The organism is Microbulbifer sp. NBRC 101763, from assembly GCF_040371615.1.
Classification (GTDB): Bacteria; Pseudomonadota; Gammaproteobacteria; order Pseudomonadales; family Cellvibrionaceae; genus Microbulbifer; species Microbulbifer variabilis.
The window spans coordinates 262542-287791 of record NZ_BAABQV010000003.1 but is presented as its reverse complement, the minus strand read 5'-3'; the positions used below and the strand labels follow the sequence as shown (position 1 = coordinate 287791).

Genomic DNA, 25250 nt, shown 5'->3' with positions numbered 1-25250 from the left:
CGCCTATTAGCCTGTTATCTGTAGTTTCTTTATGTGGGCGAAAGGAGTAGTGATCGCCGGAGTTATAAATCGAATTCTGGCTTTAGAAAAAGCCGAAACCCACCTGGAACAGTTGTTCCACATGGCGTGTCTGGCGGCGATCTACCAGAAACACAATTACATGATCGTCACTTTGCACAATCACATCATCATGGGCCATCAAAACTTCACTGCCATTTTCTGTCTCACGCACAATGGCTCCGATAGAAGCGCCATCGGGAAGGTCGATGTCCTCGATTTTTTTACCAACCACCTTAGAGGTGCGTTCATCACCATGGGCGACAACCTCAATGGCTTCAGCTGCACCGCGGCGCAGGGAGTGGACATTAACCATGTCACCACGACGCACATGGGTAAGCAGGCTACCGATCGTATTTTGCTGTGGTGAAATAGCAATATCGATCTCACCACCTTGTACCAGGTCGACATAAGCACGGTTATTGATGAGGGTCATTACCTTGCGCGCGCCGAGCCGTTTAGCCAGCAGTGATGACATGATGTTAGCTTCGTCATCATTGGTGAGGGCGAGGAACACATCCGTATCCTCGATATTTTCCTCCAGCAACAGTTCCTGGTCAGAGGCACTACCGTGCAAAATAATGGTGTGGGAAAGCTCTTCGGACAGGAAGATACAGCGCTCGTGGCTCTGCTCAATAATCTTGACTGAATAGCGGTTTTCCAGCTTGGTGGCGAGACGCAGGCCGATATTGCCGCCACCGGCAATGACTACGCGTTTGTAGCCGTGCTCCAGACGGCGCAATTCGCTCATTACTGCACGAATATCAGCGCGCGCAGCGATAAAGAATACTTCGTCACCGGCTTCGATAACTGTGTCACCCTGAGGAATTATGGGACGGTTGCGGCGGTAGATGGCCGCCACCCGGGTATCCACCTTTGGCATATGTTCGCGCAGGTAGCGCAATTGGTGCCCCACCAGAGGGCCGCCCTGTACCGCTAATACCGTAACAAGCTGTACTCGGCCATCGGCGAAGTCCAGTACCTGCAGTGCGCCGGGGTGTTCCATCAAGCGTGCAATATATTCTGATACCAGTTGCTCCGGACTAATCAGGACATCAATAGGAATGGCCTGGTTATCGAACAGCTCTGGGTGACGCAGGTAGGAAGAGGCGCGAACCCGTGCAATTTTAGTGGGTACGCGAAACAGTGAGTGTGCAATCTGGCAGGCCGCCATATTGGTTTCATCGTTGTTGGTCACTGCCACCAGGATATCGGCATCTTCAATACCTGCATCCATCAGTACGTCAGGATGAGAGGCGTGGCCGATAACCACGCCGATATCGATACGATCACGAAGCTCGCGCAAGGTTTTCTCGTCGCTGTCCACCAGGACAATATCGTTGCGTTCTGAGGCCAGGGCCTCCGCCAGTGAGCCGCCCACCTGGCCGGCGCCGAGAATGACAATTTTCATATCGGATGAGACTCGCGGCCCGCGCCGCTGTTATTCGGCTTTGCTCAGCAGAGCGTAGTAGAAACCGTCGCCGCCACTGTTCTGGGGCAGAAGCTGTATCCCCACAGGCTGCTTTTCTCCCCAGGACTTGCCGTTTAGCAGTTCAGGAGTATTGTCGCTCGCATCTACAGTCTCCGCAATGAAAGCCGTGACAACTTCACTATTTTCCGTTGGTAGTACTGAGCAGGTAGCATAAACCAGGCTGCCACCGGGTTTCAGCAGACCCCAGCTGGAGCGTAATATCTCACCCTGCAGCCGAGCCAGTTCGGCAATATCCTCATCGCGTCGTAATAATTTGATATCTGGGTTGCGGCGGATCACACCAGTGGCGGAGCAGGGGGCGTCGAGCAGGATACGATCAAATTGCTGCCCATCCCACCAGGCCTCTGGTGCGCTCGCATCAGCACAGATTAACTGCGCACTCAGTCCACAGCGGTCGAGGTTCTCCCGCACACGATCAAGGCGATTTTCCTCGATATCCAGTGCGCTTAGCTCAATAGTGGGCTGTTGTTCCAGCAGGTGGCAACTTTTGCCGCCCGGTGCCGCACAGGCGTCAAGCACCTTCTCGCCAGGTAGAGGATTGAGCAGTAGCGCCGCCAATTGAGCAGATTCATCCTGCACGCTAACCAGCCCTTCTGTGAAGCCCGGCAAAGCGCCCACCGATACCGGCTCAACCAGGGTGATACCAACTGGTGATACCGGGCAGGGTTCTGCGGATAGGCCGGTTTCAGCAAGCTGCTGCAAATAATCCGCACGGGAAATTTTGCACGTATTTACCCTCAGGGTCATAGGAGGGTTGGCGTTGTTGGCACGGAAAATTCCTGATGCCCGATCTGGCCAAGCGGCTTTGATACGTTGTTGTAGCCATGCAGGGTGTATGGAGCTGAATTGGGGGTTGCCGGATAGTTTGCGCTGTAGTTGTTCGCTGTTGCGTAGTGCATTGCGCAATACGCCGTTAATCACCCCGGTAGCTCGATCCAAGCCCAGACTGCGCGCGGCGTTTACCGTAGCTGAAATAGCCGCATGATCGGGAATACGAGTGTATTCGAGTTGATATAGGCCCAACAGAATCAAAGCGCTGACCAGGGTGTCTCCGGGCTTCCTGCGCAGCAGCTTGGCCGCGATTAATTGCAGTCGCGGTGCGTAGCGGGCGCTGCCGTAACAGAGTTCGCGTAGGAGTGCGCGGTCGCGCTCCTCTACCTTGTCTTCGGCCTTTGGTAACAGGCGTGCCAGCGAACCCTGCTCTTCCAGTAGGGCGGCGATAATTCGAGCGGCTTCGGCGCGTACATCTCTACTCATCGTATTGTTTCACCCAGCAGCGTGCCTGGGGCGAACTGCTCTCGATAGCCTTTCAGGATTTCTGCTGCCGGTAGGGCCTTTTTGCCAGGCAGTTGCAGGAGTTGTAGGCGCAGGGCCTCGCGGCCACAGGCAACCAGGATACCTTCATCATCGCTGGCGAGGATAGTGCCGGGTGCCTGATCGTGACAGCCGCGCTCTAGTGCGGCACTGTAAATACGTAACCGCTGCTCGCCTTTTTTATCGAGGTAGGTAGTCCAGGAAACCGGGAAGGGGTTAAAGGCGCGGATCTGTCGTTGCAGCTCCTCTGCGGATCGCCGCCAATCTAGACGTGCCTCTTCCTTGGAAATTTTATTAGCATAGTTGGCCTGGTTTTCATCCTGGATTTCTGGCTTGGCTGTGCCGGAAGCCATTTTTGTCAGGGCTTCAATCAGGGCAGGACCGCCGAGCTCTGCCAACTTGTCGTGCAGACTTCCGCCAGTCTCATCCTGTTCAATGGCACAATGGCGTTCCACTATAACCGGCCCTGTATCAAGGCCAGCCTCCATTTGCATAATGGCCACGCCACTCTTGAGGTCCCCAGCTTCTACCGCGCGCTGTATGGGCGCGGCACCGCGCCAACGTGGCAATAGAGAAGCGTGTACATTGACACAGCCCAAACGGGGGGTATCCAGAACCGCCTGGGGAAGAATCAGGCCATAGGCCACCACCACCATTATATCTGCGCGTAAAGATGCAAGTTCGGCCTGGGCATCTTTGTCGCGCAGGTTCGGTGGTTGGTACACTGGAATATCGTAGGAAAGGGCTAATTGCTTGACCGGGCTGGACAGCAGCTTCTTGCCCCGACCCGCCGGCCTGTCCGGTTGGGTGTATACGGCAATGACATTGTGCTCACTATCTAGTAGCGCTTGCAGATGCACGGCGGCAAAGTCCGGCGTGCCGGCAAAAATGATATTCACTGGCTGATTCTCAAATCGGAGGAAATAGCTGGCGCCGGATATGCCGGCGGCCAGCCTTCTTTATCAGGCGCGTCGGCGCTGGGATTTTTCCAGCTTGGAGCGAATGCGGTTGCGCTTGAGTGGGGAGATGTAATCCACGAACAGTTTGCCATCCAGATGGTCGACTTCATGCTGGATACATACTGCCAATAGTCCCTCTGCTTCAATGGCAAAGGGTTCACCATTGCGATCTAGGGCCTTGATCCGCACTTTACGCGGGCGCTCCACGGTCTCGTAGAAGCCTGGCACGGATAGACAACCCTCATCGTACTGGTGGATTTCCTCTTCCAGTACTTCGATTTCCGGGTTGATAAAGCCGAGTGGCTCGCTTCCATCCTCGGATATATCCACCACCACAATGCGCTCCTGCACATTGACCTGGATAGCGGCGAGGCCGATGCCGGGTGCGGCATACATGGTTTCAAACATGTCGTCCAGCAACTGGCGATGTGCATCGGTCACTTCAGCGACCGGTTTTGCGACCTCGCGTAGACGAGGATCGGGAAATTCCAGTATCTCGAGTTTAGCCATAACACCTGTGACAAACTTCTAGTATTCGTTGAACGTGCGCTGATAACATTATGATCGCGCTCAATATTTACCGAGTGGACCCCTGATTTTCGCTGGCGCTTTGCGCCCGGGTCCGGCTACTTTCCACCAGAGAGTAGCCCGGCGCTGAGAATTATAGCGATAAAGAGCATAGGAATGCTTCCATGAAAAAAATAATCCTGGCCGCTGTTTCGATGCTGGCGGTTGCCCTGGGCACTGAAGCCCAGGATCAGGTACGCCTGAACCCCAGTCATCCCGATGCTTATGTAGTGCAGAAGGGCGATACCCTGTGGGATATCTCCAGTGAGTTTCTGGTACAGCCATGGTATTGGCCCGAGATCTGGCAGGTGAATCCTCAAGTGGAAAACCCGCACTTAATTTACCCCGGCGACAGCTTGCGCCTGGTCTATGTGGATGGACAGCCTCAGTTACAGCTCCAGCGCGGTCCACGGGCTTACCAGCTGTCACCAGGAGTGGATGGCAGTCGCCTGACGCCCCAGATCCGCCGTGAAGCGGTAGAAAATGCTATCCCTGCGATTCCTCTTGATGCAATAAATGCTTTTCTCTCGCGTACCCGTATCGTTGAACCCAACGCTTTTGAAGGTACGCCCTATGTGGTGTCCGGTTCCGATAACCATATCCTGATGGGCGCTGGAGATACCATTTATGCACGCGGTGACTTCGAGGCCCCCTTGGCCTCTTATGGTCTATACCGTCCCGGACCGGTTTATGCCGATCCTGTCAGTAATGAAACCCTTGGTCGCCAAGCGTTGGGTATCGGGGAAGTTGACCTGCTGCAGTTGGACCCGGATAGCCTGCCTGGATTCTCAGTAGCCACTTTGGGAGTGGCCAATACGGCTCGCGAGATTCGCCTGGAAGATCGCTTGATGCCGGTAGAGGAACGCTCAATCGAAGCATTATTTCATCCCAGTGCTCCAGCTCTTCCCATAGATGGATTGATTGTCGGAGTGGATGAAGGAGTTACCCAGATCGGTAAGTTCGATGTGGTTATCCTCAATCTGGGAGACCGCGATGGCATAGAGCCGGGTAATGTTATGGCTGTTTACAAGCGCGGCTCCGTTGTTCGCGATCGTATTGTCGGTGACAGTGTGAAATTGCCTGATGAACGCGCTGGTGAGATGATGGTATTTCGCACCTTTGAAAAGATGAGTCTCGCCCTGGTGCTTGAGGCAGAGCGCCCCCTGGCTGTGATGGATCTGGTGCGCAACCCTTAACGTAGCCCTATTCTCTGCGGCGGATCTTGCTGTTTGGACCGCCGCTCAACCAAAAAACAGAGTAAACGGCATGGATGCGTTAACCGCAAGCATGGCCCTACTACGCCTAGAGGGCATAGGCCCCGCCCGATATTGGCAATTGCTCGAGCACTTCGGTTGCCCGCTTCAAGCCTTGCAGCAACTCCCCAATACCCTGTTATCTAAACTCCCAGCACGAGCCCGATCCCAGTGGTATGAGTTCACCCGATTGCAGGCCCAGAGTGCCCTAATCAGTTGGGTTGAAGAAGAGCGTGCTCGCTGCGTAGAGAATGGGATTCATTTAATGTGTTATGGGGATACTGATTATCCAGTTCTATTAAGTGAAACTTCCCGACCACCTCCGGTACTTTATCTTCGCGGCAGGACAGAAAACCTTTGCTTGCCACAGATTGCTATTGTGGGTGCCCGCCGCGCTACCAGCGCCGGCTTGGATAATGCTCGCGCGTTTGCCGCAGAGCTCGCCACTGCCGGTTTCGCAATCACCTCTGGACTTGCCCTGGGGGTAGATGCGGCGGCGCATCTCGGAGCCCTGTATGGAGGGGGGGCAACTATTGCAGTGTTGGGAAGCGGTGTGGACCGAATCTACCCTCGTCATAACCAGAGGCTGGCAGGGGATATTCTCGAAAGGGGCGGAACGATTCTCAGTGAGCTGCCTTTGGGTAGTAGTGCCGAGGCCAAAAACTTCCCTCGCCGCAACCGTATTATTAGTGGGCTTTCTATGGGGGTGTTATTAGTTGAAGCTGCGTTGCGTTCCGGCTCCCTAATTACGGCGCGCTTGGCACTGGAGCAAAACCGAGAAGTGTTTGCCATTCCTGGCTCGATTCACAATCCGATGGCTCAAGGCTGCCACCACCTGATCAGGCAGGGCGCGACTTTGGTTGAGACCAGTGGCGACATCGCCTCCCAGTTGGGGGGGCTACTGTCAGAGCCTGTTTCAGCGGAAAAAAACCGTGAAGTATTAGAGGGGCGCCAACAGGTTATTGTGGATGCCCTCGCTGGCGGCCCCCGCAGTATTGAGCAACTGGCTATGGATAGTGGGGAAGGTTCGGGGGAGTTGATGGGGTTGTTGTTACAGTTGGAACTGGAGGGGCTTTTAGAAGAATTACCCAGTGGTTATCAGCTAACTGCCCGCGGTTCTGCTTGCTGTAGGTTGGCTGAGAAAGATCTAGCTTAAAATGAAGTTGCTTGCCGATGCAGTGTAGCCATTTATTCAACAGGTAAAGTGCGAAATTGAACACTTGCAATGAATACGTTGGGTGGGTGCTGGACTGTACAAATAGTCATGGTCTTTTCTGCCGCAGGTTGGTCCAGCTGTGGTGAGTAAATGTAATTAATCTGATATTAACAATAAATTATCCTGACTTTTATGATAAAAATGTATTTCATGTTTTATGTATTTTGAAAATACGTAGAAGGACAAAACTATGAAAATACAATTTATAAGAATAATTATCCTTCTAATAATGATGCTGGGCTTGGCTGCATGTGCAGTGCAGCCCTCGATCACCGATTCTTTGCCACCACAAAACTTCACAAAAGAAAATTTACTCTCAGGTGCTGTTCTTTTGGGGCACCCGGTATCAGATACCGATCTTCCCGATATAGATATTTTGGCAGTGAATGATGAGATGCGGTTGCTTTTGGGGTCGGTCGATGGTGTAACCGATAGTGATCGCCTTAATACCCTGGTTGGAAGTTTACAAGGTAACAATTTCTCAATTTATTATGATGCTGATGCCACCCTAGAAGCTTCTAAAGTATTTGAAGAGCAGCGGGGTAACTGTATGGCGTTTAGTGCCTTTATGGTTGCTATGGCTCGAGAACTGGATATAGACATAAAATTTAATGAGGTGTTTATACCAGAAACTCGGTATTTTGAAGGTCAGCATACTTTTGTTTACCAACACATCAATGTCATTGCCGATGTTGGAAATGAGCACCGTGTCTTGGATTTCAATTTTGTTGATTACACTCCAGCCTATCGCCAAAAAACACTTGGAGATGATGAAGCATTTGCCAGATTTTATAGTAATCTGGCGATGGACTTTCTTTCTAAGCGAGATATAAATCGGGCATTTATTTACTTACGCAAAGCCTTATCCTTGTCTCCCGATGCGTCAGACCTTTGGAATAATTTGGGTGCAATCTATCGCTCTGCGGGGTATTCAGACCAAGCTGTCGATGCCTACGGGGTATCTCTTGGACTGGATAATACTAATTTGATTGCCCTGAGTAATTTGGAGAGAGCACTCAGAAACCGCAGTGATTTTGATTTGGCGAATATTCTCTCTGAGCGGCTACAGGGGTATCGAGAACAAAATCCCTACTACTGGTATGGCATGGCCTTGGCTGCCTATAAACAAGAGCACTTTGAATTGGCACTCAAGCGGGCCAAGGACGCGATCTCTCTGGAAAGAGCTGATCACCGTTTTCATTTTCTCCTGGGGATGGCCCGCTTCAAGGTTGGTGATGGTGGCTACCGGAAGAGTTTCAGGCAAGCGTTGACCCTTTCGGTAACTGATGGGGATCAAGAACGTTACAGGAAAAAACTGGATACTCTCGGAATAAGAGATATAAAGCCAGTATCTTCGATTGGAAGGGTCAGACATCCAGAAACCACACGCCCATGGTGGTGGAACCCGTGAGTCAGGCGTGGCTCTAACCAGGTAAAACTGGAAGAGGCTCATTTCGGCAAAACAAGGATGTTCAAATATTAACCAGAAGGAGTTGTTGGTAGCGGCAACACCTTGTGCCCAACTGCACAATCGGCTAGATTGCCGCGCTTCCCCCGCTTCGACAGTAAAGAGAGTTGAAATGAGCAAGCCTTTTGTAGCAATCCTGATGGGTTCCGACTCCGATCTGCCAGTCATGGAAGCCGCCTTTGGTGTGTTGGAAAAGTTCGATATTCCTTTTGAGGTAAAAGTCACTTCCGCCCACCGCACCCCGGAAGCCACACATAATTACGTTACCGATGCCGACAAGCGCGGCTGTGCAGCCTTTATCTGTGCCGCGGGTATGGCTGCGCACTTGGCTGGTGCAGTGTCTGCCACCACCCTGAAGCCGGTGATAGGTGTGCCGATTAACGCTTCCCTGGATGGCCTGGATGCCCTGTTATCCACCGTACAAATGCCTGGTGGCATCCCGGTGGCAACTGTGGCGATTGGCAAGGCTGGTGCCAAGAACGCAGCCTATCTGGCTGCACAGATTATCGGTTCTTCTGATGCTGAAATGCACCAGAAGCTGGTAGATGAACGTCGTGCCAATGCCGAAGCGATTATTGCCAAGGATGAGCAGCTGCAAAAAGACCTGCAGCAGCGCAAAACCAAGTAATTCGTCGCTATGTTGTATTCACCGCTCGCTGTAAAGCAGGCCGCCCGAGCCCTGGCGGCGGGCGGTGTTATTGCCCACCCTACCGAATCTGTGTGGGGGCTCGCCTGTGACCCAAATAATTTACAGGCGGTTCGGCGTTTGTTGCAATTGAAGAACCGTCCACTGGAGAAGGGCCTGATCCTGGTTTCCGGAGAGGAGGCGAGTTTTAGCGAATTACTCGACCCCCTCAGTGATGAGCAGCGCCAGCAATTGCATGCAACCTGGCCTGGTCCGGTTACCTGGTTGGTTCCCCATTTGGGCCGCATCCCCTACTGGGTCTGTGGCGCCCATCCGTCAGTGGCCTTGCGTTGCACTGACCACTCATTCACCGCAGCGTTAACACGCGCTTTTGGCGGTGCTATTGTATCCACTTCTGCCAACCCGGCGGGATGTCAGCCCGCTCGCTATAAGTACCAGGTATTGCGATATTTCGGCGATGCGCTCGACTTTGTCGGTGGAGGCTCCACCGGCGGCCGCAATTCACCAAGTGAAATCCGCGATCTGCTCAGCGGAAAATTGATGCGCGCGGGTGGTTGATTTCTGATAAGCAAAAGCAGTGTTCCCCATGAATGATATAGATACCAAGGAAGTAAAAGCCTACCTGCTGAATCTGCAGGATCGCATCTGCGATGCCCTGGGCGCCGAGGATGGGCGGAAATTTCATGAGGATGCCTGGGAGAGACCTGGCGGTGGCGGCGGGAGAACCCGAGTGCTGGAAGAGGGCAACCTGATAGAGAAGGGCGGTGTGAATTTTTCCCACGTCTACGGCGATGGCCTGCCGCCCTCTGCTACAGCGAGCCGTCCTGAACTGGCCGGTTGTTCATTTGAGGCCATGGGTGTCTCCCTAGTAATTCACCCTCGTAACCCGTATGTGCCCACCAGCCATGCCAATGTACGTCTATTTGTCGCTAAAAAGCCCGGTGCCGAACCAATATGGTGGTTCGGAGGGGGATATGACCTTACCCCTTACTACGGTTTTGAAGAGGATGTTGTGCACTGGCACAGCACAGCCAGGCAGGCATGTGCCCCGTTTGGCGAGGATACCTACCCACGCTTCAAGCAATGGTGTGACAAGTATTTTTACCTGAAGCATCGCGATGAGGCTCGCGGAGTGGGCGGCCTGTTTTTTGACGATTTTAACGAGGGGGGATTCGACAATGCTTTTGCCTTTACCCGTGCCGTGGGCGACAGCTACTTGGATGCTTATCTGCCCATAGTGCAAAAGCGAAAAGACACTGATTTTGGCGAGCGCGAACGCGAATTTCAACTGTACCGTCGTGGCCGTTATGTGGAGTTCAATCTGGTGTTCGATCGCGGCACTTTGTTTGGTTTACAAAGCGGTGGGCGTACCGAGTCGATCCTGATGTCCCTGCCATCATTGGTCAGTTGGAAGTACGACTGGCACCCCGAGCCAGGCTCAGCAGAGGAAAAACTCTATACAGATTTTCTGCCACATCGGGACTGGCTATAGCCGGGGAATTTGTCACAACGGAGGTATGCCGTGCATCAATCGCGACTGGAAGGCATCAATTCACTGTTTCTTGACTACCGACGCCACTTTGAAACAGGGGATGCTGAGCAGATTGCCGACTTTTACCGTTTTCCCCTACATTACTACCATGAGGACGGCAGTAAATCGGCAATTGATCGCGAGGCTTTTGTAAAGCAAGTAAGCAAGCTACTAAACGCCTATCGTCGTTTAGAGGTTTGTCAGATCCTTGGCACAGTAACAGAGGTTATCGAGTTGAATGAATTCAGTAGCCTGGCCAGTGTGCGCTGGACATTGCTACACCCCAAGGGAGAAGAAAAAGCAGTTGAGCTTTACAGCTCCCAAACCCGCTATTTGCTCACCGAGACAGAATCGGGGCTTAAGATAGACGGTCTGATTATTGTCGATGAAAGCGCCAAAATTCGCGAAGCGGCAAGGGCGCGCAAGAGGTCACTTTCATGAGTGATCGCTATGGAGTTGTGGGCAATCCTATTGCCCATTCCCTCTCCCCAGAAATTCACATCGCTTTTGCCAAGCAAACCGGCCAGGATCTTACCTATAGCAAATTGCTTGCACCTCTGGATGGATTCGCCCATAGCGTGCGTACTTTCTTTGCCGAGGGTGGCCGTGGTTTGAATGTTACGGTGCCATTTAAACTGAAGGCATGCGAGTTAGCGGATGAACTCACCGAGCGCGCTGCCGCTGCCGGAGCAGTGAATACTCTGATACTTCGACGAGATGGGCGGCTACTGGGTGACAATACCGACGGTGCCGGCTTGGTGGCCGATATCCGTGACAACCTGGGATGGCCAATTCGTGACAAGCGAGTTCTGCTGCTGGGCGCTGGCGGTGCTGCGCGCGGAGCCCTTTTACCACTGCTGGCAGAGCAGCCGGCTCATTTGCATGTGGCTAATCGCACCGCAGACCGGGCTGAACAATTGGCAGATGAATTCTCCCATTATGGCGCCCTCAGCGGAGGTGGTTTGCAGGGGTTGTGTGGTAGTTTTGACCTGGTGATCAATGCCAGCTCCGCCAGCCTGGACAATGAGCTGCCGCCATTGCCGGATCACCTGTTCGCTCAGGGGGGCAAAGCCTACGACATGGTGTATGCCACCGGAGCCACTCCTTTTGTGCATTGGGCTCATGGTTTGGGTATCGAGGCTGCAGATGGGTTAGGTATGTTGGTGGGGCAGGCAGCGGAATCATTTTTCTTATGGCGTGGTGTACGCCCACTGGTGACCCCCGTGATGGCCAGGCTGCGCCGGGAATTGAATAACAACAATAATTAGAGGAACTGGCTGTGCGTGAGTTGGTACGCAAATTATCCGTGTGTTTTGCTGTTGGTTGTTTTGGCGGGCTTTGTTATGCGCTTGGCCTTTGGGCTATGGGGCAATACGGTTTTACTCAGTGGCTGGGAGTGGATCTGGCTCCTCGGCTAAGCAACGCCTATTTATACCAGCGTATTGTTTGGGGTGGCCTTTGTGGGCTGTTGTTCCTGTTACCCTGGCGAAATACCTGGCTTTTGCGTGGCGCACTGCTCTCATTGGTGCCAGCTGGCTTAATGTTGCTCTACCTGCTGCCCCAGCGCGGTTACGACTACGGCGCCTTTATGCTGGGGCAACTGACTCCGTTAGTTATAATCCTGGCTTGTGCCATAGGCGGTATAGCTGCTTCCGGCTTACTGCGACTCCAGGGCAAGTAAAAAAATTGCCGGCAGACATGGCCGGCAATGTATTCAGGCTTCGAATTCGATCTCGATAAGACTGCAACTTTGGGTGTGGCCCATGGCGCGTTTGATGGTTGGATAGACTGAAGCAGTTGCCACGCTCACGCCCAGCTCAATCCGCTGTTTCTTATCGAGCTGGACACCGATGCGCTCATCCAGCACCGGATCGATATTCTTGTAACTCGCCAGTGCGGTGGAGAAGTCATAAATATCTTTTAGCGCTTCAGGCAGGTTGCTGCCGCCCTGGATACAGGCTTTGACCACTGCCGGATCTATTTCCGCTTCCAGCGCCATACGCACATTGAGCTGCAGGCAGGCACCGCAGTCGGCCACCTGCATGGCTGCCAGCTTACTGACCCAGAATATATCCAGTGGCAGGAATTCCCTATGCATGGATAGCGGTTGGAAATTGGCGAACTTTTCATAACCCTGCGGAGAGCTTCGCAAAAACTCCCTGAGGTAGTCCATGTCGTAGCGGTATCTACGGGAGAAAGTGTCCATTTCCTCTAGACGCTGCTGTTCATTCATATCGTAGGCTCCTGGTTGCCGATACTAGAAAGTTGGGCTCAATAGGCCCTGCAGCTAAGTTTTATTGTTATTTCCGTTAGGAAGAAATTAGCTTCTATCGGTAATTTCGATAGGTGGGCTGTAGTAGTTGCCGTATAGGCGCCTAGCCTCGCGTGCGAACCAAAGTCCAGCCTGGCCCTGGGCTGTTCTGGCCGACCAGAGCAGGTCGACATCCAGGCTCCAGGCACTGAGCGCGCTGGTTAAGTTTAGCTCTACTAATTTTCCGCTCTTTAGGAAGGGGCGTGCCAGCTCATATGGAGCGTTTACCCAGCCGACGCCTTTACAAGCTAGATCCAGAGCTTGCAGTAGGGAGTCACAGATCCAGATTTGAGCCGAGAGTTGCCAGCGGTGCTGGCTGGTCACTGATGCGGTGATAATCTGCCGGTACTGGGCAGCCTCACTGAGGCTGGCACTACTCTCTTGCGCCAGGGCGTGATCAGGGCTGGCGAGACAGAGCACAGGCTGTCGACCGAGGGTACTGAAATCCAATGCATCAGGGTAATTTTCCCGAGCATTTACAAAGGCGAAGTCTACGGTACCTTGGGCCACACTGCCCACAGCATGCTCGCCGTCGGCGCTGCTCAACTGCAATGTAGTGTGGGGAAAATGCTTACTGAATGTCGCCAGCATGTCGTTGAGGCGGTCAGGCATAACCAGCTCTTCAAACTGGACTCGCAACAGTGGCTCCTCTCCGCATTGGTAGGAGTCCGCAGCCTGCTGGAAACGATGCAGCTGTCCCAGGGCCTGACGGGCCAGAGGCAGCAGGGCCTGGGCTGCTGCAGTGGGCTGGGGATACTTTCCACTGCGATCGAACAGAACTAGCCCCAGGTCGAGTTCCAGGTTTTGAATGGAGCTACTCACTGAAGACTGTGCGCGGCCCATTCCCCTGGCGACAGCAGAAAAGGATTTCTCTTCGCACGCGCGCACGAAAGTGTGCAGTTGATCGGTATTGAGGTTGAGCATGGGCACTCTTTAAATCAGTGAGTGTTTAGTACTGTTCCTGCAACAGGTACTGTTCTTTGAGCTTCACATAGTTCTCAGCAGAATAACGGAAGAAAGCCCTTTCTTTTTCCGATAGAGGGCGAGCTTTCTTGCAAGGGGCACCTACATAGAGGTAGCCACTTTCCAGGGTTTTGCCCGGTGGCACCAAGGCTCCTGCAGCTAGTACCACTTCATCCTCAATCGTTGCACCATCCAACACAATGGCACCGATACCGATGAGCACTCGATTGCCAATGGTGCAGCCGTGCAGGCAGGCCTTATGTCCGATAGTGACATCTTCGCCAATCGTCAGGGGCCAGCCGTCAGTATTGAAAGGGCCGGCATGAGTGATATGTAATACAGCCCCATCCTGTACACTGGTCCGCGCACCTATTTGAATACGGTGCATATCGCCGCGTACCACGGCCATTGGCCATACGGAGCAATCATCCCCTAGAGTGACATCGCCGATCACAGCCGACTGTGGATCGATATAAACACCATTACCGATTTGCGGGACTTTCTCGCCGGCAGAGTCGTTGTGGCTGCGCAGTGGGGACATAAAGAAGCTCCTGTACAATGAATCCTCTATCATAGCTGTATCCTATTTCGAGCACAGGGTCCTGTATGTCCAATCCATTACTGAATATCCCGCTACTTCCGGCATTTGACCAATTGCAGCCGACACAGGTTGAGCCGGCAATCTCCGAGCTGATCGCCCATTGTCAGCAACAGTTACAGCAGGGCTTGGATAATCCGGGCTGGGAAAATACGCTGGTACCCCTAGAGCAGGCCCAGGACGAACTGAACCGCGCCTTCTCTCCGGTGAGCCACCTAAACAGTGTATTGAGTGGTGAGTGGCGCTCGCCCTATGAAGCTGCACTAGCGCAAGTGACTGCTTATTGGACCGAACTGGGTCAAAATCGTGAGCTGTATGAGGTTTACCAAGAGCTGGCTGCCGCTCAGGGATTCGATAGTTGGCAACAAGCTCGTAAAAAGTCGGTGGAATTGGGCCTGCGGGATTTCGAGCTCAGTGGTGTTGGGTTACAGGGGGGGGCCCGTGAACAATTCGCAGCCAACAGTCGCCGTTTGGCAGAGCTTTCCAGCCAGTTTGCCAATAACGTGCTGGATGCCACAAATGCCTGGACCTGGCACACTGAAGATGAAGCAGAGTTAGCGGGCTTGCCGCAGACTGCGTTAGCGGCTGCAAGCAGCGCCGCGCAGGGCAAAGGTAAAAACGGTTGGTTGGTCACACTGGAGGGCCCCTGCTATCTGGCAGTAATGACCCATGCGGATAATCGCGAATTACGTCGTCAGGTGCACTTGGCTTTTGTCAGTAGGGCTTCTGAAGTTGGTCCGAATGCTGGTGAATTTGATAATTCCGAGGTGATGGAATCCATTTTGGCTCTGCGTGCGGACCAGGCTCGACTATTGGGTTTGGACAATTATTCCCAGCTATCCCTGGCCAGCAAAATGGCGCCAAATACTGAGCGTGTACTGGAATTTCTTAACGACTTGGCAAAGCGGGCAAGGCCGGCTGCTGAGCAGGAGATGAAGGAACTCAGTGAATTCGCCAAAATAGAATTCGAATTGGATGAATTACAACCCTGGGATATTGCCTGGGTAGCGGAGAAGCTTAAGCAAAAACGCTATGCCATCAGCCAGGAAGAACTACGCCCCTATTTCCCCTACGCAAAAGTCGTCGATGGATTGTTTGCGGTCGTTGAGAAGCTTTTTGGAATTACTGTCGAGGAGGATACCTCAGTTGCTACCTGGCATGACGATGTGCAATTTTTCTGGCTACTGAGGGGCGGTGAACGTATTGCCGGCTTCTACCTGGACGCGTTCGCCAGGGAGAAAAAGCGTGGCGGCGCCTGGATGGATACCGTGGCAACCCGTCGCCAGACTGAGCAAGGAATACAGTTGCCCATTGCATATCTCGTTTGTAATTTCAGTCCAGCTGCTGGTGATATGCCCTCTCTATTAACACATTACGAGGTGACCACGCTGTTCCATGAGTTTGGTCATGGTTTGCACCACATGCTCACGAAAATTGATGTGGCAGCTGTTTCCGGGATTAATGGTGTTGCCTGGGATGCTGTTGAGATGCCCAGCCAATTCCTGGAGAACTGGTGTTGGCAACCACAGGCGATAACCATGCTCTCTGCACATTTTGAAACCAGTGATCCTCTGCCGAAGGAACTGCTGGATAAGATGCTTGCGGCAAAGAACTTCCAGTCCGCCATGTTTACTGTGCGTCAGCTGGAATTTGCATTATTTGACTTCCGCTTGCATTGCTGTGAAGAGGAATTGTCCGCCGAGAAGATCCAGCATCTGCTTACTGAGGTACGCTCTGAAGTTGCCGTGGTGCCTGTGTCGGCACAAAATCGTTTCCAGCATGCATTTAGCCATATTTTTGCCGGCGGCTATGCGGCAGGGTATTACAGTTATAAGTGGGCGGAGGTGCTGTCTGCTGATGCTTTTTCCCTGTTTGAGGAGAAAGGCATTTTTGATGAAACCACTGGCAAGCGATTCTTGCATAGCATTCTAGAGCAGGGAGGTAGTCGTGATGCACTTGAACTGTTTACTGAGTTCCGTGGTCGAGAACCCCAGATTGATGCACTGTTGCGCCACTCTGGTATCGAGCAGCAAGAACTGAACATCAGCCCGGCTTGAGAAGCCTCCATATCATGAAAGATTGAGCAGTAGTCATGATCAGTACAGAAATGCCTGATGGGAAAAAGAAATCGCAGAAAAAACGTTTCATTGCAGGTGCAGTCTGTCCGCGCTGCAGTGAAATGGATCGGATTGTAAATTACCAGGAGGAGGGTAAAAATTATCGGGAATGTGTTTCCTGTGGGTTTAAGGATGAAATCCGCTTGCAATCTGCGCCAACGGAATTGCTAACAAGAGTCAGTTCCACGCAAAGGAAAGGAGTACGTGAGGAACCTGTCAAACTTATTCAGCCGCCCCAAAAAAATAAAAAGTGAAAAAGATATATTTGTTATTGACCCTATTGGTGGTCGTTTTTGTAGTAGGTTTGTACGGCCTTGATCGTTACCGTGAGATCAAGAGGCATCAGCAAGAGCAGACAGCTCACTTGCTGGCCAGCTGTGTTAACCAGGGAATTCTGAGCTTATTTCGCTTGCAGGCAAATGACTGGAAAAAACACCCGAATTTCTATCGTGAGCAGCAGCAAGTACTGAATGCAGATATTGAAGCATTGCCAAAAAAAATTTTGGACGGAAAACCGTTTGAATCCTGGCGGTATGCTGTGGAGATCTGTGAGAAATTGACCAGGAATACCAATCTGCAACATATCACTATTTTTCGGCCTCTCGGCGAACTGGCTTCCGCAGAAATGTCAGATGCCAGAACTTTCAAGAGAAAGGAATCGCTGCGTAAGCGTAAAAAGATCATCGGAGGGCTTAAGGAATCCGCCCGTGCTGCAGACAGATACCTGAGAGATCTGCAGAGTGATATTAATATTAAGCTGCAGGCCTACCGGTTCTCAGATCAAGAGAAGGAGAACATCTGGAACCGAATTAATTCTGAAGTGCTCGATTATTATCAGAAGGGTAGTTTCTCCCTTAAAAGAGCAGAGATCTATCTTGAGCGGGTTTCTAGTTTCTATCGGCTGATGGCTGAAAATACCAGAGGGTATACTGTGCGAAATGGTAGCCTGTATTTTTACGACTCCAAACTCCGGTCAGAGGTAGAAGGACTGAATCGTGCGATGCTACAGGGGGAGGGTGAGTTTTTTGCCAACTATACCCAGATAGTTGCCCGGAAGCAGATACCGGTAGCTGTCCACTAAAAAAATGGTGAGCGGGTTTTAATGCATTATTATGCCCGCTCAGTATTTACCATCCTGAAATTATAGTTTTTATAGTTTTCATTTCTCTGCATTGATTCGTTCACTCACTCTGTACTAATTTCTTTTTGAGGATAACCGGAATGAATATTCCGCTTATTCTGAATAGTTTGTTGTATCGGTGTATTTATTTTGTTGGCATGCTCCTTTTTGTATCCAGGAGTCGGTTACAGTGTAGTATCGATAATAAACTATGAGCCCCACAGAACGTGCACTAATCCACAAAAATAAGCTGAACCATATGCCATGGTTGCCCCAACTCTGGGTTAACCACCAACTAGGGAAGAAAACTACAATAGTGGCAATAAACATTGTATCGCGCATTTTTCGACTTCTACCGGCACCTATAAAAACTCCATCGAGTTGATAACTCCATACCGCTATTAGCGGTAAGGCACAAAGCCACCAGTACACGTGGTTGGCCTGTTCTATAACAGTACCGATATCAGTAAACAGAGAGAGAATAACTGGCTGTCCCACAACCAGAAGTATGGTAAGGCCTATAGCGCTGCCGAGAGCCCAGATTCCAGCACTGTGAACGGTTGCCTGGAAGAGCTTGCTTGATTTTTTAGCAATGGACTCTCCTACCAGCGCCTCAGTGGCATGTGCAAAGCCATCAAGGGCATAAGAAGTAATCATCAAAAGCTGGAGCAGAATTGCGTTGGCAGCCAAAACAGAGTCGCCTTGAGACGCCCCCTGGGCCGTGAAAAAAGTCAGTGTCAAAAGTAAAAGACATGTTCTAATAAATAGGTCTGTATTAATGTGGAGTAATTCGATCCAGGGCTTTGGATTTGCCCAGGGAAGAAGCTGACGCTTACATAACTGGTTAACGATGTCAGACCAGATATCGCCATCTATCCGGCGAAGTAAATAAAAACCGAGTACAAAGGCAAATAGATCAGCGCTTACGGTAGCAACTGCGGCACCCTTTGCGCCAAGGCCAAGGCCGAGTATCAGTAGAAAATCCAGGCCAATATTAAGAATATTGGCGGCGAGTAATATATATAAAGGAGCGCGGCTATCCTGCCTGCCAATAAAAAATCCGAGTATGGCAAAGTTGGCTAGCGCGATAGGGGCGCTTATCAGGCGTATTTGTAAGTAAGATAATGCATGAGGGCCAGCTTCAACACTGGCATTCATCCAACCGACTATGTGGCTTAGTAAGGGAAAGGCAATTATTTGAAGTAAAACCCCGAGGCAGAGAGCCAGTAGCAGTGCGCGTAATAGCCAATCAACTCCTCCCTTATCACTTCGGGCTACTAGGCCGGTAGTGCCCATGCGAAGAAAACCGAAGGCCCAAAGTAGCATGGACATGACGCTCGCACCTACAGCCACTCCAGATAGATACTCTGGCGAGGGTAGGTGTCCCAGAATTGCGGTATCCACAGCCCCCAATAAAGGGACAGAGATATTGCTCAGAATCATGGGCCAAGCAAGGTTCCATACCCTTCGCAGTGGTTGTTTGTCGAGTTGTGAATGCTGCATAGGAAAAGCCACAGAAAATATATTTTTGCCGGCTAGGCATAAGTATCGGACTGAGGTGTACTAACTCAGTTGAAGTAAGTCGATTGCATAGTGCAGTTAACGGGCTTTCGGCATGATCTGTTAGAGCTTGAAATAATCACACGGCATAAATGAGGAGATTGGTACCAGTTTTACCTGTGGTGCCAATGCCAACCCGTCGGCTAGATGGCGGATTGATGATATCGCGGATTATCCTGGCGTAAAAATCGTTTGTTGCTAAGCTGTCGATTATGCCATATCTGCATGGTAAATCTTGGCCGAAAAAATATTGAAATATTTATCTTTGATTTAAACAGAGGTTGATTGAATTTTGCTTAATGAACCTCGGTTTATGGGACTTTAAAATAGTAGTCATATTTATCCAAAAAAATCGTCTTGTTACAAAGTATCTGTAAATAAGCTCATATTTAGTAAGAGCATCTCAAAATAGTGATGAAATTTATTTGTAATTCCCTAACAGGTTGGAGCACACGAGCATAATTTTTCGCTATAAGCGTCGATTGACTTTTCGGTAGCAATATGTTCCCGTTGTACCTGCAGTAGTTGCGACAAATAAGAAACACAGGTTGTTGGTTGTACCTTCCGGACGACGACATCTGAAGTAAAAAAATCTTTTACTAAGAATAACAAGTTGCACTGACGGCAGTAATGCGGAGTTATCTCTCCGCCCAGTGTATGTAGTCTTGTGTTACTACAGTATGTCCACAATTTTTGTGTGGAATTAACCCTGTATCGCCATATGGTACTGGGAGATTTCAGTTATCCGTGAAGGCCAGCGGCCAAAATAAAATTTCGGGTTTCCCTGTGAAGCCCGCAACCACGGAGATCTGTAGGCGATGTTGAGAGGCTTCGATCGGCTGTTCGCCTTGCTGGCTGCTTCGCTGACCGCCCACTCTACAGTGGCGGAAGAGCAAGCTGTTGAGCGCTGGGGGGTCAATATGCCCAAAGGGGTAACGGAAGTTGCCCAAACCACCTATGAACTGCACATGCTCATTTTTTGGATTTGTGTGGCCATAGGTGTCCTGGTTTTTGGCGTCATGTTCTATAGCATGTGGCGGCATAGAAAGAGTAAAGGGCACCAGGCTGCACAATTCCATGAGAGCACCGCAGTCGAGTTGGTGTGGACAATTATTCCCACCGTTATCCTGATCCTGATGGCAATCCCTGCCACAAAAACGCTGTACGATATCTACGACACAGACAAGGCTGATCTGGATATCATGATTACCGGGTATCAGTGGAAGTGGAAGTACGAATACCTGGGCTCTGATGTTTCCTTCTTCTCTAACCTCTCCACGCCCCGGGCACAGATTAATAATCAACAGCCCAAAGGGCCCAACTACTTGCTGGAAGTGGATGAACCCTTAGTTGTTCCTATTAAGAAAAAAATTCGCTTCCTGATTACAGCCAATGATGTAATCCATGCCTGGTGGGTACCAGATCTCGCTGTTAAAAAAGATGCAATACCGGGTTTTATAAACGAATCCTGGACACGCATTGAGGAGCCTGGAATTTACCGCGGTCAGTGCGCAGAACTTTGTGGCAAAGACCACGGGTTCATGCCAATTGTTATCAAGGCGGTCCCAGAAGAAGAATATACTGCCTGGTTGGGTGGCCGGGCTGAATCCGCTGCGAAGATACGCAAATTGACTGAGAAAAATTTTACCTTTGATGAGCTTTTCGCCCAGGGGGAAAAAGTTTACAACCGTGCTTGTGCTGCCTGCCATCAAGCAAATGGCAAAGGTGTACCCGGGGTTTTCCCGGCTATAGCTGGATCGAAAATAGCCACCGGGCCACTGGATACTCACCTGGATATCGTCATTGATGGCTCCCAGGTAAACCCTGCCATGCAGGCATTTGGAGAGCAATTGTCTGAAGTAGATCTCGCTGCGGTAATTACCTACCAACGCAATGCCTTCGGCAACGAAATGGGCGACACAGTTCAGCCTATTGATATCCTCAATTTCAAGAATAAGCAGTAAATGCCCGGAGGAAATTTAGCATGGCACATGGTCCTCAAGCTGGATTAAAGCGGTGGCTTTACACCACAAATCATAAAGACATAGGTACCCTTTACCTATGGTTTAGTTTTGCAATGTTTTTCTTGGGCGGGTGTATGGCGCTGGTGATTCGCGCCGAGCTGTTTGAACCGGGCCTGCAGATTGTGCAACCCGAGTTTTTTAACCAAATGACCACGATGCATGGGCTTATCATGGTATTCGGTGCAGTTATGCCGGCTTTTGTAGGCCTTGCCAACTGGATGATCCCGATGATGATCGGCGCTCCGGATATGGCTTTGCCGCGTATGAATAACTGGAGCTTCTGGATATTACCTTTTGGGTTCGCGATGCTCGCATCCACACTCTTTATGGAGGGCGGTGCCCCTAATTTTGGCTGGACTTTTTATGCGCCTCTCTCCACTGAGTACGCACCACCCAGCGTAACCTTCTTTATTTTTTCTGTGCATATCCTTGGTGCCTCCTCGATCATGGGAGCTATTAATATTATTGCCACCATCTTGAATATGCGCGCACCTGGCATGACATTGATGAAAATGCCGCTATTTGTTTGGACTTGGCTGATCACTGCATACCTTTTAATTGCCGTGATGCCTGTTCTCGCAGGTGTGGTAACTATGATGTTGATGGATATTCACTTTGGAACCAGCTTTTTTAGTGCTGCTGGCGGTGGAGATCCTGTGTTATTCCAGCATGTATTCTGGTTCTTTGGGCATCCTGAGGTTTACATTATGATTTTGCCGGCATTCGGCATTATCTCGGCAATTATCCCTACTTTTGCCCGCAAGCCGCTATTTGGCTATAGCTCCATGGTATACGCCACTGCGGCGATCGCTTTTCTGAGCCTGATTGTATGGGCGCATCATATGTTCACTGTGGGTATGCCAATCGCCGGCGAACTTTTCTTTATGTACGCAACGATGCTGATCTCAGTACCTACTGGTGTAAAGATATTTAACTGGGTATCCACTATGTTCCGTGGATCAATGACTTTTGAGACCCCGATGCTGTTTGCAATCGCATTTATTATCCTGTTTGCGATTGGTGGATTTTCAGGATTGATGTTGGCGATCGCTCCAGCAGATTTTCAGTATCACGACACCTACTTTGTAGTAGCTCACTTCCACTATGTTCTTGTCCCAGGAGCTATATTCTCCATTACCGCGGCTGTTTATTATTGGCTGCCTAAGTGGACGGGCAATATGTACAACGAGACCATGGGTAAAGTGCACTTCTGGCTGGCTTTTATCGGTTTGAATCTCACGTTTTTCCCAATGCACTTTGTTGGTCTCGCCGGTATGCCAAGACGAATCCCGGATTACGCATTGCAATTTGCCGACTTTAACCAGATGGCCAGTATAGGAGCCTTCCTCTTTGGTGCGGCACAGGTGGTATTTCTGTTTAATGTGGTACGCACTGTAATGGGGGGTAAAAAGGCTACCGAGCAAGTTTGGGATAACCCACAGGGGTTGGAGTGGACTGTACCTTCACCGGCTCCATACCATACTTTCAGTACGCCGCCGGTTGTTCGTTAATCTTTGGATAGCTAATGAGAATCAGCAAAAATAGCAAAGTTACTGCGAAACTGCTGGCGCTAGCCGCCAGCATGCTGGTATTCGCTATATTTGTTATGCCGCCTCTCTACGACGCTTTTTGTGAAATTACTGGTTTAAACGGTAAAACAGGAGGGCGTTACGAGGCCGTGCCTGCAGCCATAGATACCAGCAGGTCAATCACAGTCCAGTTTGTAGCGAGTAATAATGACAATATGCCATGGAAATTCTCTCCCAGTGTTATGTCGATAGAAGTACACCCGGGTGAGATCATGGATACTGTTTTTCTCGCATTTAACCCTACCAAAGTGGATATGATCGGCCAGGCTATTCCAAGCTTGGTACCGTTTAAGGCAGCGCAATATTTCCATAAAACCGAGTGCTTCTGTTTTAATCAGCAAAAGCTAAAAGCAGGGGAGAAAGCGGAGCTACCTCTTAGATTTATTGTCGATCCAGATATACCTAAAAATGTGAAAACCATAACCCTTTCCTACACGCTGTTCGATGTTACGGAAAGAATTTCTAAAAATGTCGATAAAAATAATACCAAGTCCGCGCGAGAGGGATAAAAATATGGCTACTGAAAGCAGTTACTATGTACCCGAACAGTCTAGGCTGCCAATATTTGCCACCATTGGTTTGTTTTTGATTGCTTTTGGTGCTGCAAATTGGATCAATGGTGGCAGTTCTTATGTTTTCTTTACTGGTGCGCTTACCCTGGCGACTGTGCTGTGGTTCTGGTTTGCTGCTGTCATTAAGGAAAATATGGCAGGTTTGAATAGTGAACAATTGAAGCGATCTTATGTATGGGGGATGGGTTGGTTTATTTTCTCTGAAGTTATGTTCTTTGCGGCATTTTTTGGAGCATTGTATTACATAAGAAATTTTTCTGTCCCCTGGCTCGCAGGAGAGGGAGAAAATGGTATTTCCAATATGTTGTGGGAAGGTTTTGAAAATACCTGGCCACTCTATGTGACTCCAGATGCAGCAGCCCATGGTGATACTGCAAAATTTATAGGGCCAAAAGATGTTATTGATCCTTGGCACCTTCCATTGTGGAATACACTCATTCTGCTGACTTCCAGTGTCACAGTTCACTTCGCTCATGTTTTTCTTAAAAAAGGTGAGCGTGGAAAGTTCAATGCATGGTTGGGAATTACAGTAATTCTTGGAGCCGTATTTTTGTACCTACAGGCGAAAGAATACTATGAAGCATATCAGCACTTAGGGCTTACGTTAGAATCCGGAATTTATGGCACTACATTTTTTATGTTGACCGGATTTCATGGTGCCCATGTGACCCTGGGGACCATCATGTTATTAATTATGTTGTTGCGATCTGTAATTGCTCAGCACTTTAAACCTAATGATCACTTTGGTTTTGAAGCAGCGAGCTGGTACTGGCATTTTGTAGATGTTGTTTGGGTTGGCCTCTTTATCTTTGTCTATGTTCTTGGAGCTTAGAATCGTTGTATCTTTGATTCCCCCTTTACAGAAGTAGAAGGGGAATCAAAGAATTAATATTTGTCTGCCCAAGGTGCGCTCTTAGCGAGAATTCCACTCTCGAAACCGTACCAAATAGCTAATAAGAGTAAAGCGGCAAGGGAAATTCTGATTCCCAATGCATACAGCGTACGCTTTGATTGGGGGGCTCCCATATCCCGTAGTAGAAAAAACAAAGCACTGGAAAGGCTGACCAGTACCGCAAGAAATAGAACCACAATAACTATCTTCAGCCACATATTATTATTTTCCATCAGTGATGTAGTAACGTATGAGAGTAGAGATACCATCAGTTCCTACGAAAAATACCAGTGTAACACTGATTCGTAACTGGCCTATAACCCTCTTCTCAATAGGCTTGTTTCCAATTTTAGTCTCATTGGGATTTTGGCAATTGGAGCGAGCAGAATATAAAGAAACCATTCGCGAAGAGATTGATGCGAGGTTGTCCTTACAACCGGCAAGACCTGATGCAAATTTAGTTTTAAGAAGATTTACTCCAGTAAGTTTGTCGGGGCAGTACACCGGAGAATACTTCTTATTGGATAACCGGACTCGAAGTGGACGGGCAGGTTATGAAGTCTTACAGGTTTTTATATCCGCCGACCAAAGGTGGTTGATAAACCGTGGATGGATACCCTTATCAATGAACCGAGATGTACTTCCAAAAGTTTTTTATCCAAAGAACCCTATAAAAATTATAGGTTTTCTCTATCCTGTTGCAAAAAAAACTTTAAATAATCTGTCTGCTCAAGAAAAAAATCGGCGAATACAGTTACTCGATAAAAATCTGATGAAAAAACTAGATCTATATGATGCATCTTGGGTGATCAGACTTAGTGCCGATTCAAATTCTGCATTAGTAACTGACTGGAATTTCATTAAAAATAGTGCAGAGCGTCATAGAGCATACTCCGTACAATGGTTCTGTATGGCAATAGCTTTGGTAATTTTATGGGTGTTCGCGGCTACCAATTTTGGTAGGCTCTTTGGATATAAATAGAAATAAATGAAGGGTTGCT

Annotated in this window: 26 protein-coding genes; 17 read left to right on the top strand and 9 right to left on the bottom strand. The window is 50.0% G+C overall.

All coding sequences use genetic code 11. The annotated features are described in order from the left end of the window. Window positions 1–82: 82 nt before the first annotated feature. The 4 genes from trkA to def all read right to left on the bottom strand — a co-directional run bounded on the left by trkA (window position 83) and on the right by def (window position 4332). Window positions 83–1468 carry a Trk system potassium transporter TrkA gene (gene trkA, locus ABWV76_RS09435; protein WP_020413857.1) on the bottom strand — a complete coding sequence of 462 codons (1386 nt, stop codon included), beginning with the start codon at window positions 1466–1468 and terminating at the stop codon, window positions 83–85. Window positions 1469–1498: 30 nt separating this feature from the next. Further along, window positions 1499–2806 carry a 16S rRNA (cytosine(967)-C(5))-methyltransferase RsmB gene (gene rsmB / locus ABWV76_RS09430; RefSeq protein WP_353375835.1) on the bottom strand — a complete coding sequence of 436 codons (1308 nt, stop codon included), beginning with the start codon at window positions 2804–2806 and terminating at the stop codon, window positions 1499–1501. Next, on the bottom strand, window positions 2803–3762 hold the full coding sequence (gene fmt, locus ABWV76_RS09425; protein WP_020413855.1) for a methionyl-tRNA formyltransferase: 960 nt from the start codon (window positions 3760–3762) through the stop codon (window positions 2803–2805). The genes rsmB and fmt overlap by 4 nt, the downstream gene beginning before the upstream one ends. Window positions 3763–3825: 63 nt before the next feature. Continuing rightward, on the bottom strand, window positions 3826–4332 hold the full coding sequence (gene def / locus ABWV76_RS09420; protein ID WP_020413854.1) for a peptide deformylase: 507 nt from the start codon (window positions 4330–4332) through the stop codon (window positions 3826–3828). Window positions 4333–4514: 182 nt separating this feature from the next. On the opposite strand from def, the gene ABWV76_RS09415 reads away from it, so the two are divergent. From ABWV76_RS09415 to ABWV76_RS09375, 9 genes are all read left to right on the top strand, one after another. After that, window positions 4515–5585, top strand: coding sequence for a LysM peptidoglycan-binding domain-containing protein (locus ABWV76_RS09415; protein WP_020413853.1), 1071 nt, complete (start codon window positions 4515–4517; stop codon window positions 5583–5585). Window positions 5586–5655: 70 nt separating this feature from the next. Beyond that, entirely contained in the window at window positions 5656–6798 is a 1143-nt protein-coding gene (gene dprA / locus ABWV76_RS09410; protein ID WP_353375834.1) for a DNA-processing protein DprA, read from the top strand. A 250-nt stretch (window positions 6799–7048) separates the two neighbouring features. Continuing rightward, entirely contained in the window at window positions 7049–8269 is a 1221-nt protein-coding gene (locus ABWV76_RS09405; protein WP_157533529.1) for a tetratricopeptide repeat protein, read from the top strand. A 169-nt stretch (window positions 8270–8438) separates the two neighbouring features. Next, window positions 8439–8954 (top strand): 5-(carboxyamino)imidazole ribonucleotide mutase, encoded by a 516-nt coding sequence (purE, locus tag ABWV76_RS09400; RefSeq protein ID WP_020413850.1) that lies wholly within the window; start codon window positions 8439–8441, stop codon window positions 8952–8954. Between the two features lie 9 nt (window positions 8955–8963). Beyond that, window positions 8964–9530 carry an L-threonylcarbamoyladenylate synthase gene (locus tag ABWV76_RS09395; protein ID WP_020413849.1) on the top strand — a complete coding sequence of 189 codons (567 nt, stop codon included), beginning with the start codon at window positions 8964–8966 and terminating at the stop codon, window positions 9528–9530. A 28-nt stretch (window positions 9531–9558) separates the two neighbouring features. Continuing rightward, window positions 9559–10464 (top strand): oxygen-dependent coproporphyrinogen oxidase, encoded by a 906-nt coding sequence (gene hemF, locus ABWV76_RS09390; protein WP_282952021.1) that lies wholly within the window; start codon window positions 9559–9561, stop codon window positions 10462–10464. Between the two features lie 30 nt (window positions 10465–10494). Further along, a complete protein-coding gene (locus ABWV76_RS09385; RefSeq protein ID WP_020413847.1) occupies window positions 10495–10944 on the top strand; it encodes a DUF6841 family protein in 450 nt (149 codons plus the stop codon). Further along, window positions 10941–11771: a shikimate dehydrogenase gene (gene aroE / locus ABWV76_RS09380; RefSeq protein WP_353375833.1), complete on the top strand. Its 831-nt coding sequence runs from the start codon at window positions 10941–10943 to the stop codon at window positions 11769–11771. Before ABWV76_RS09385 ends, aroE begins: the two co-directional genes overlap by 4 nt. An 11-nt stretch (window positions 11772–11782) precedes the next feature. Next, window positions 11783–12184, top strand: coding sequence for a hypothetical protein (locus tag ABWV76_RS09375; RefSeq protein WP_020413845.1), 402 nt, complete (start codon window positions 11783–11785; stop codon window positions 12182–12184). Window positions 12185–12217: 33 nt separating this feature from the next. Here ABWV76_RS09375 and ABWV76_RS09370 read toward each other — a convergent pair whose 3' ends face one another. The 3 genes from ABWV76_RS09370 to ABWV76_RS09360 all read right to left on the bottom strand — a co-directional run bounded on the left by ABWV76_RS09370 (window position 12218) and on the right by ABWV76_RS09360 (window position 14318). Next, entirely contained in the window at window positions 12218–12736 is a 519-nt protein-coding gene (locus ABWV76_RS09370) for a hypothetical protein (protein ID WP_020413844.1), read from the bottom strand. Between the two features lie 87 nt (window positions 12737–12823). Beyond that, the gene (locus tag ABWV76_RS09365; protein WP_020413843.1) at window positions 12824–13738 is read right to left on the bottom strand and encodes a LysR family transcriptional regulator; all 915 of its coding nucleotides are present in this window, start codon (window positions 13736–13738) and stop codon (window positions 12824–12826) included. A gap of 25 nt (window positions 13739–13763) precedes the next feature. Beyond that, window positions 13764–14318: a gamma carbonic anhydrase family protein gene (locus ABWV76_RS09360; protein WP_020413842.1), complete on the bottom strand. Its 555-nt coding sequence runs from the start codon at window positions 14316–14318 to the stop codon at window positions 13764–13766. Window positions 14319–14383: 65 nt separating this feature from the next. Here ABWV76_RS09360 and ABWV76_RS09355 point away from each other — a divergent pair, with 65 nt between their 5' ends. From ABWV76_RS09355 to ABWV76_RS09345, 3 genes are read left to right on the top strand one after another with little or no spacing between them, the layout of a single operon-like run. After that, window positions 14384–16432: a M3 family metallopeptidase gene (locus ABWV76_RS09355; RefSeq protein WP_020413841.1), complete on the top strand. Its 2049-nt coding sequence runs from the start codon at window positions 14384–14386 to the stop codon at window positions 16430–16432. A 35-nt stretch (window positions 16433–16467) separates the two neighbouring features. Continuing rightward, on the top strand, window positions 16468–16746 hold the full coding sequence (locus tag ABWV76_RS09350) for a YheV family putative zinc ribbon protein (protein ID WP_353375832.1): 279 nt from the start codon (window positions 16468–16470) through the stop codon (window positions 16744–16746). Further along, window positions 16743–17573, top strand: a complete 831-nt coding sequence (locus ABWV76_RS09345; RefSeq protein ID WP_353375831.1) for a hypothetical protein — start codon at window positions 16743–16745, stop codon at window positions 17571–17573. The genes ABWV76_RS09350 and ABWV76_RS09345 overlap by 4 nt, the downstream gene beginning before the upstream one ends. A 153-nt stretch (window positions 17574–17726) precedes the next feature. On the opposite strand, the gene ABWV76_RS09340 is transcribed toward ABWV76_RS09345, so the two are convergent. After that, a complete protein-coding gene (locus tag ABWV76_RS09340) occupies window positions 17727–19115 on the bottom strand; it encodes an MATE family efflux transporter (protein WP_353375830.1) in 1389 nt (462 codons plus the stop codon). 875 nt (window positions 19116–19990) lie between these two features. Here ABWV76_RS09340 and coxB point away from each other — a divergent pair. Genes coxB through ABWV76_RS09320 form a run of 4 tightly spaced genes read left to right on the top strand, consistent with a single transcriptional unit; the run spans window position 19991 to window position 24189 of the window. After that, window positions 19991–21136, top strand: a complete 1146-nt coding sequence (gene coxB / locus ABWV76_RS09335) for a cytochrome c oxidase subunit II (protein ID WP_020413837.1) — start codon at window positions 19991–19993, stop codon at window positions 21134–21136. Window positions 21137–21156: 20 nt separating this feature from the next. After that, window positions 21157–22707, top strand: a complete 1551-nt coding sequence (gene ctaD / locus ABWV76_RS09330) for a cytochrome c oxidase subunit I (protein ID WP_020413836.1) — start codon at window positions 21157–21159, stop codon at window positions 22705–22707. Between the two features lie 14 nt (window positions 22708–22721). After that, the gene (locus ABWV76_RS09325; RefSeq protein WP_020413835.1) at window positions 22722–23294 is read left to right on the top strand and encodes a cytochrome c oxidase assembly protein; all 573 of its coding nucleotides are present in this window, start codon (window positions 22722–22724) and stop codon (window positions 23292–23294) included. Between the two features lie 4 nt (window positions 23295–23298). Continuing rightward, the gene (locus tag ABWV76_RS09320; RefSeq protein ID WP_020413834.1) at window positions 23299–24189 is read left to right on the top strand and encodes a cytochrome c oxidase subunit 3; all 891 of its coding nucleotides are present in this window, start codon (window positions 23299–23301) and stop codon (window positions 24187–24189) included. A 53-nt stretch (window positions 24190–24242) separates the two neighbouring features. On the opposite strand, the gene ABWV76_RS09315 is transcribed toward ABWV76_RS09320, so the two are convergent. After that, on the bottom strand, window positions 24243–24467 hold the full coding sequence (locus tag ABWV76_RS09315) for a DUF2909 domain-containing protein (RefSeq protein ID WP_020413833.1): 225 nt from the start codon (window positions 24465–24467) through the stop codon (window positions 24243–24245). Window positions 24468–24499: 32 nt separating this feature from the next. On the opposite strand from ABWV76_RS09315, the gene ABWV76_RS09310 reads away from it, so the two are divergent. Beyond that, on the top strand, window positions 24500–25231 hold the full coding sequence (locus ABWV76_RS09310; protein ID WP_353375829.1) for an SURF1 family protein: 732 nt from the start codon (window positions 24500–24502) through the stop codon (window positions 25229–25231). The last annotated feature ends 19 nt before the right edge of the window (window positions 25232–25250 follow it).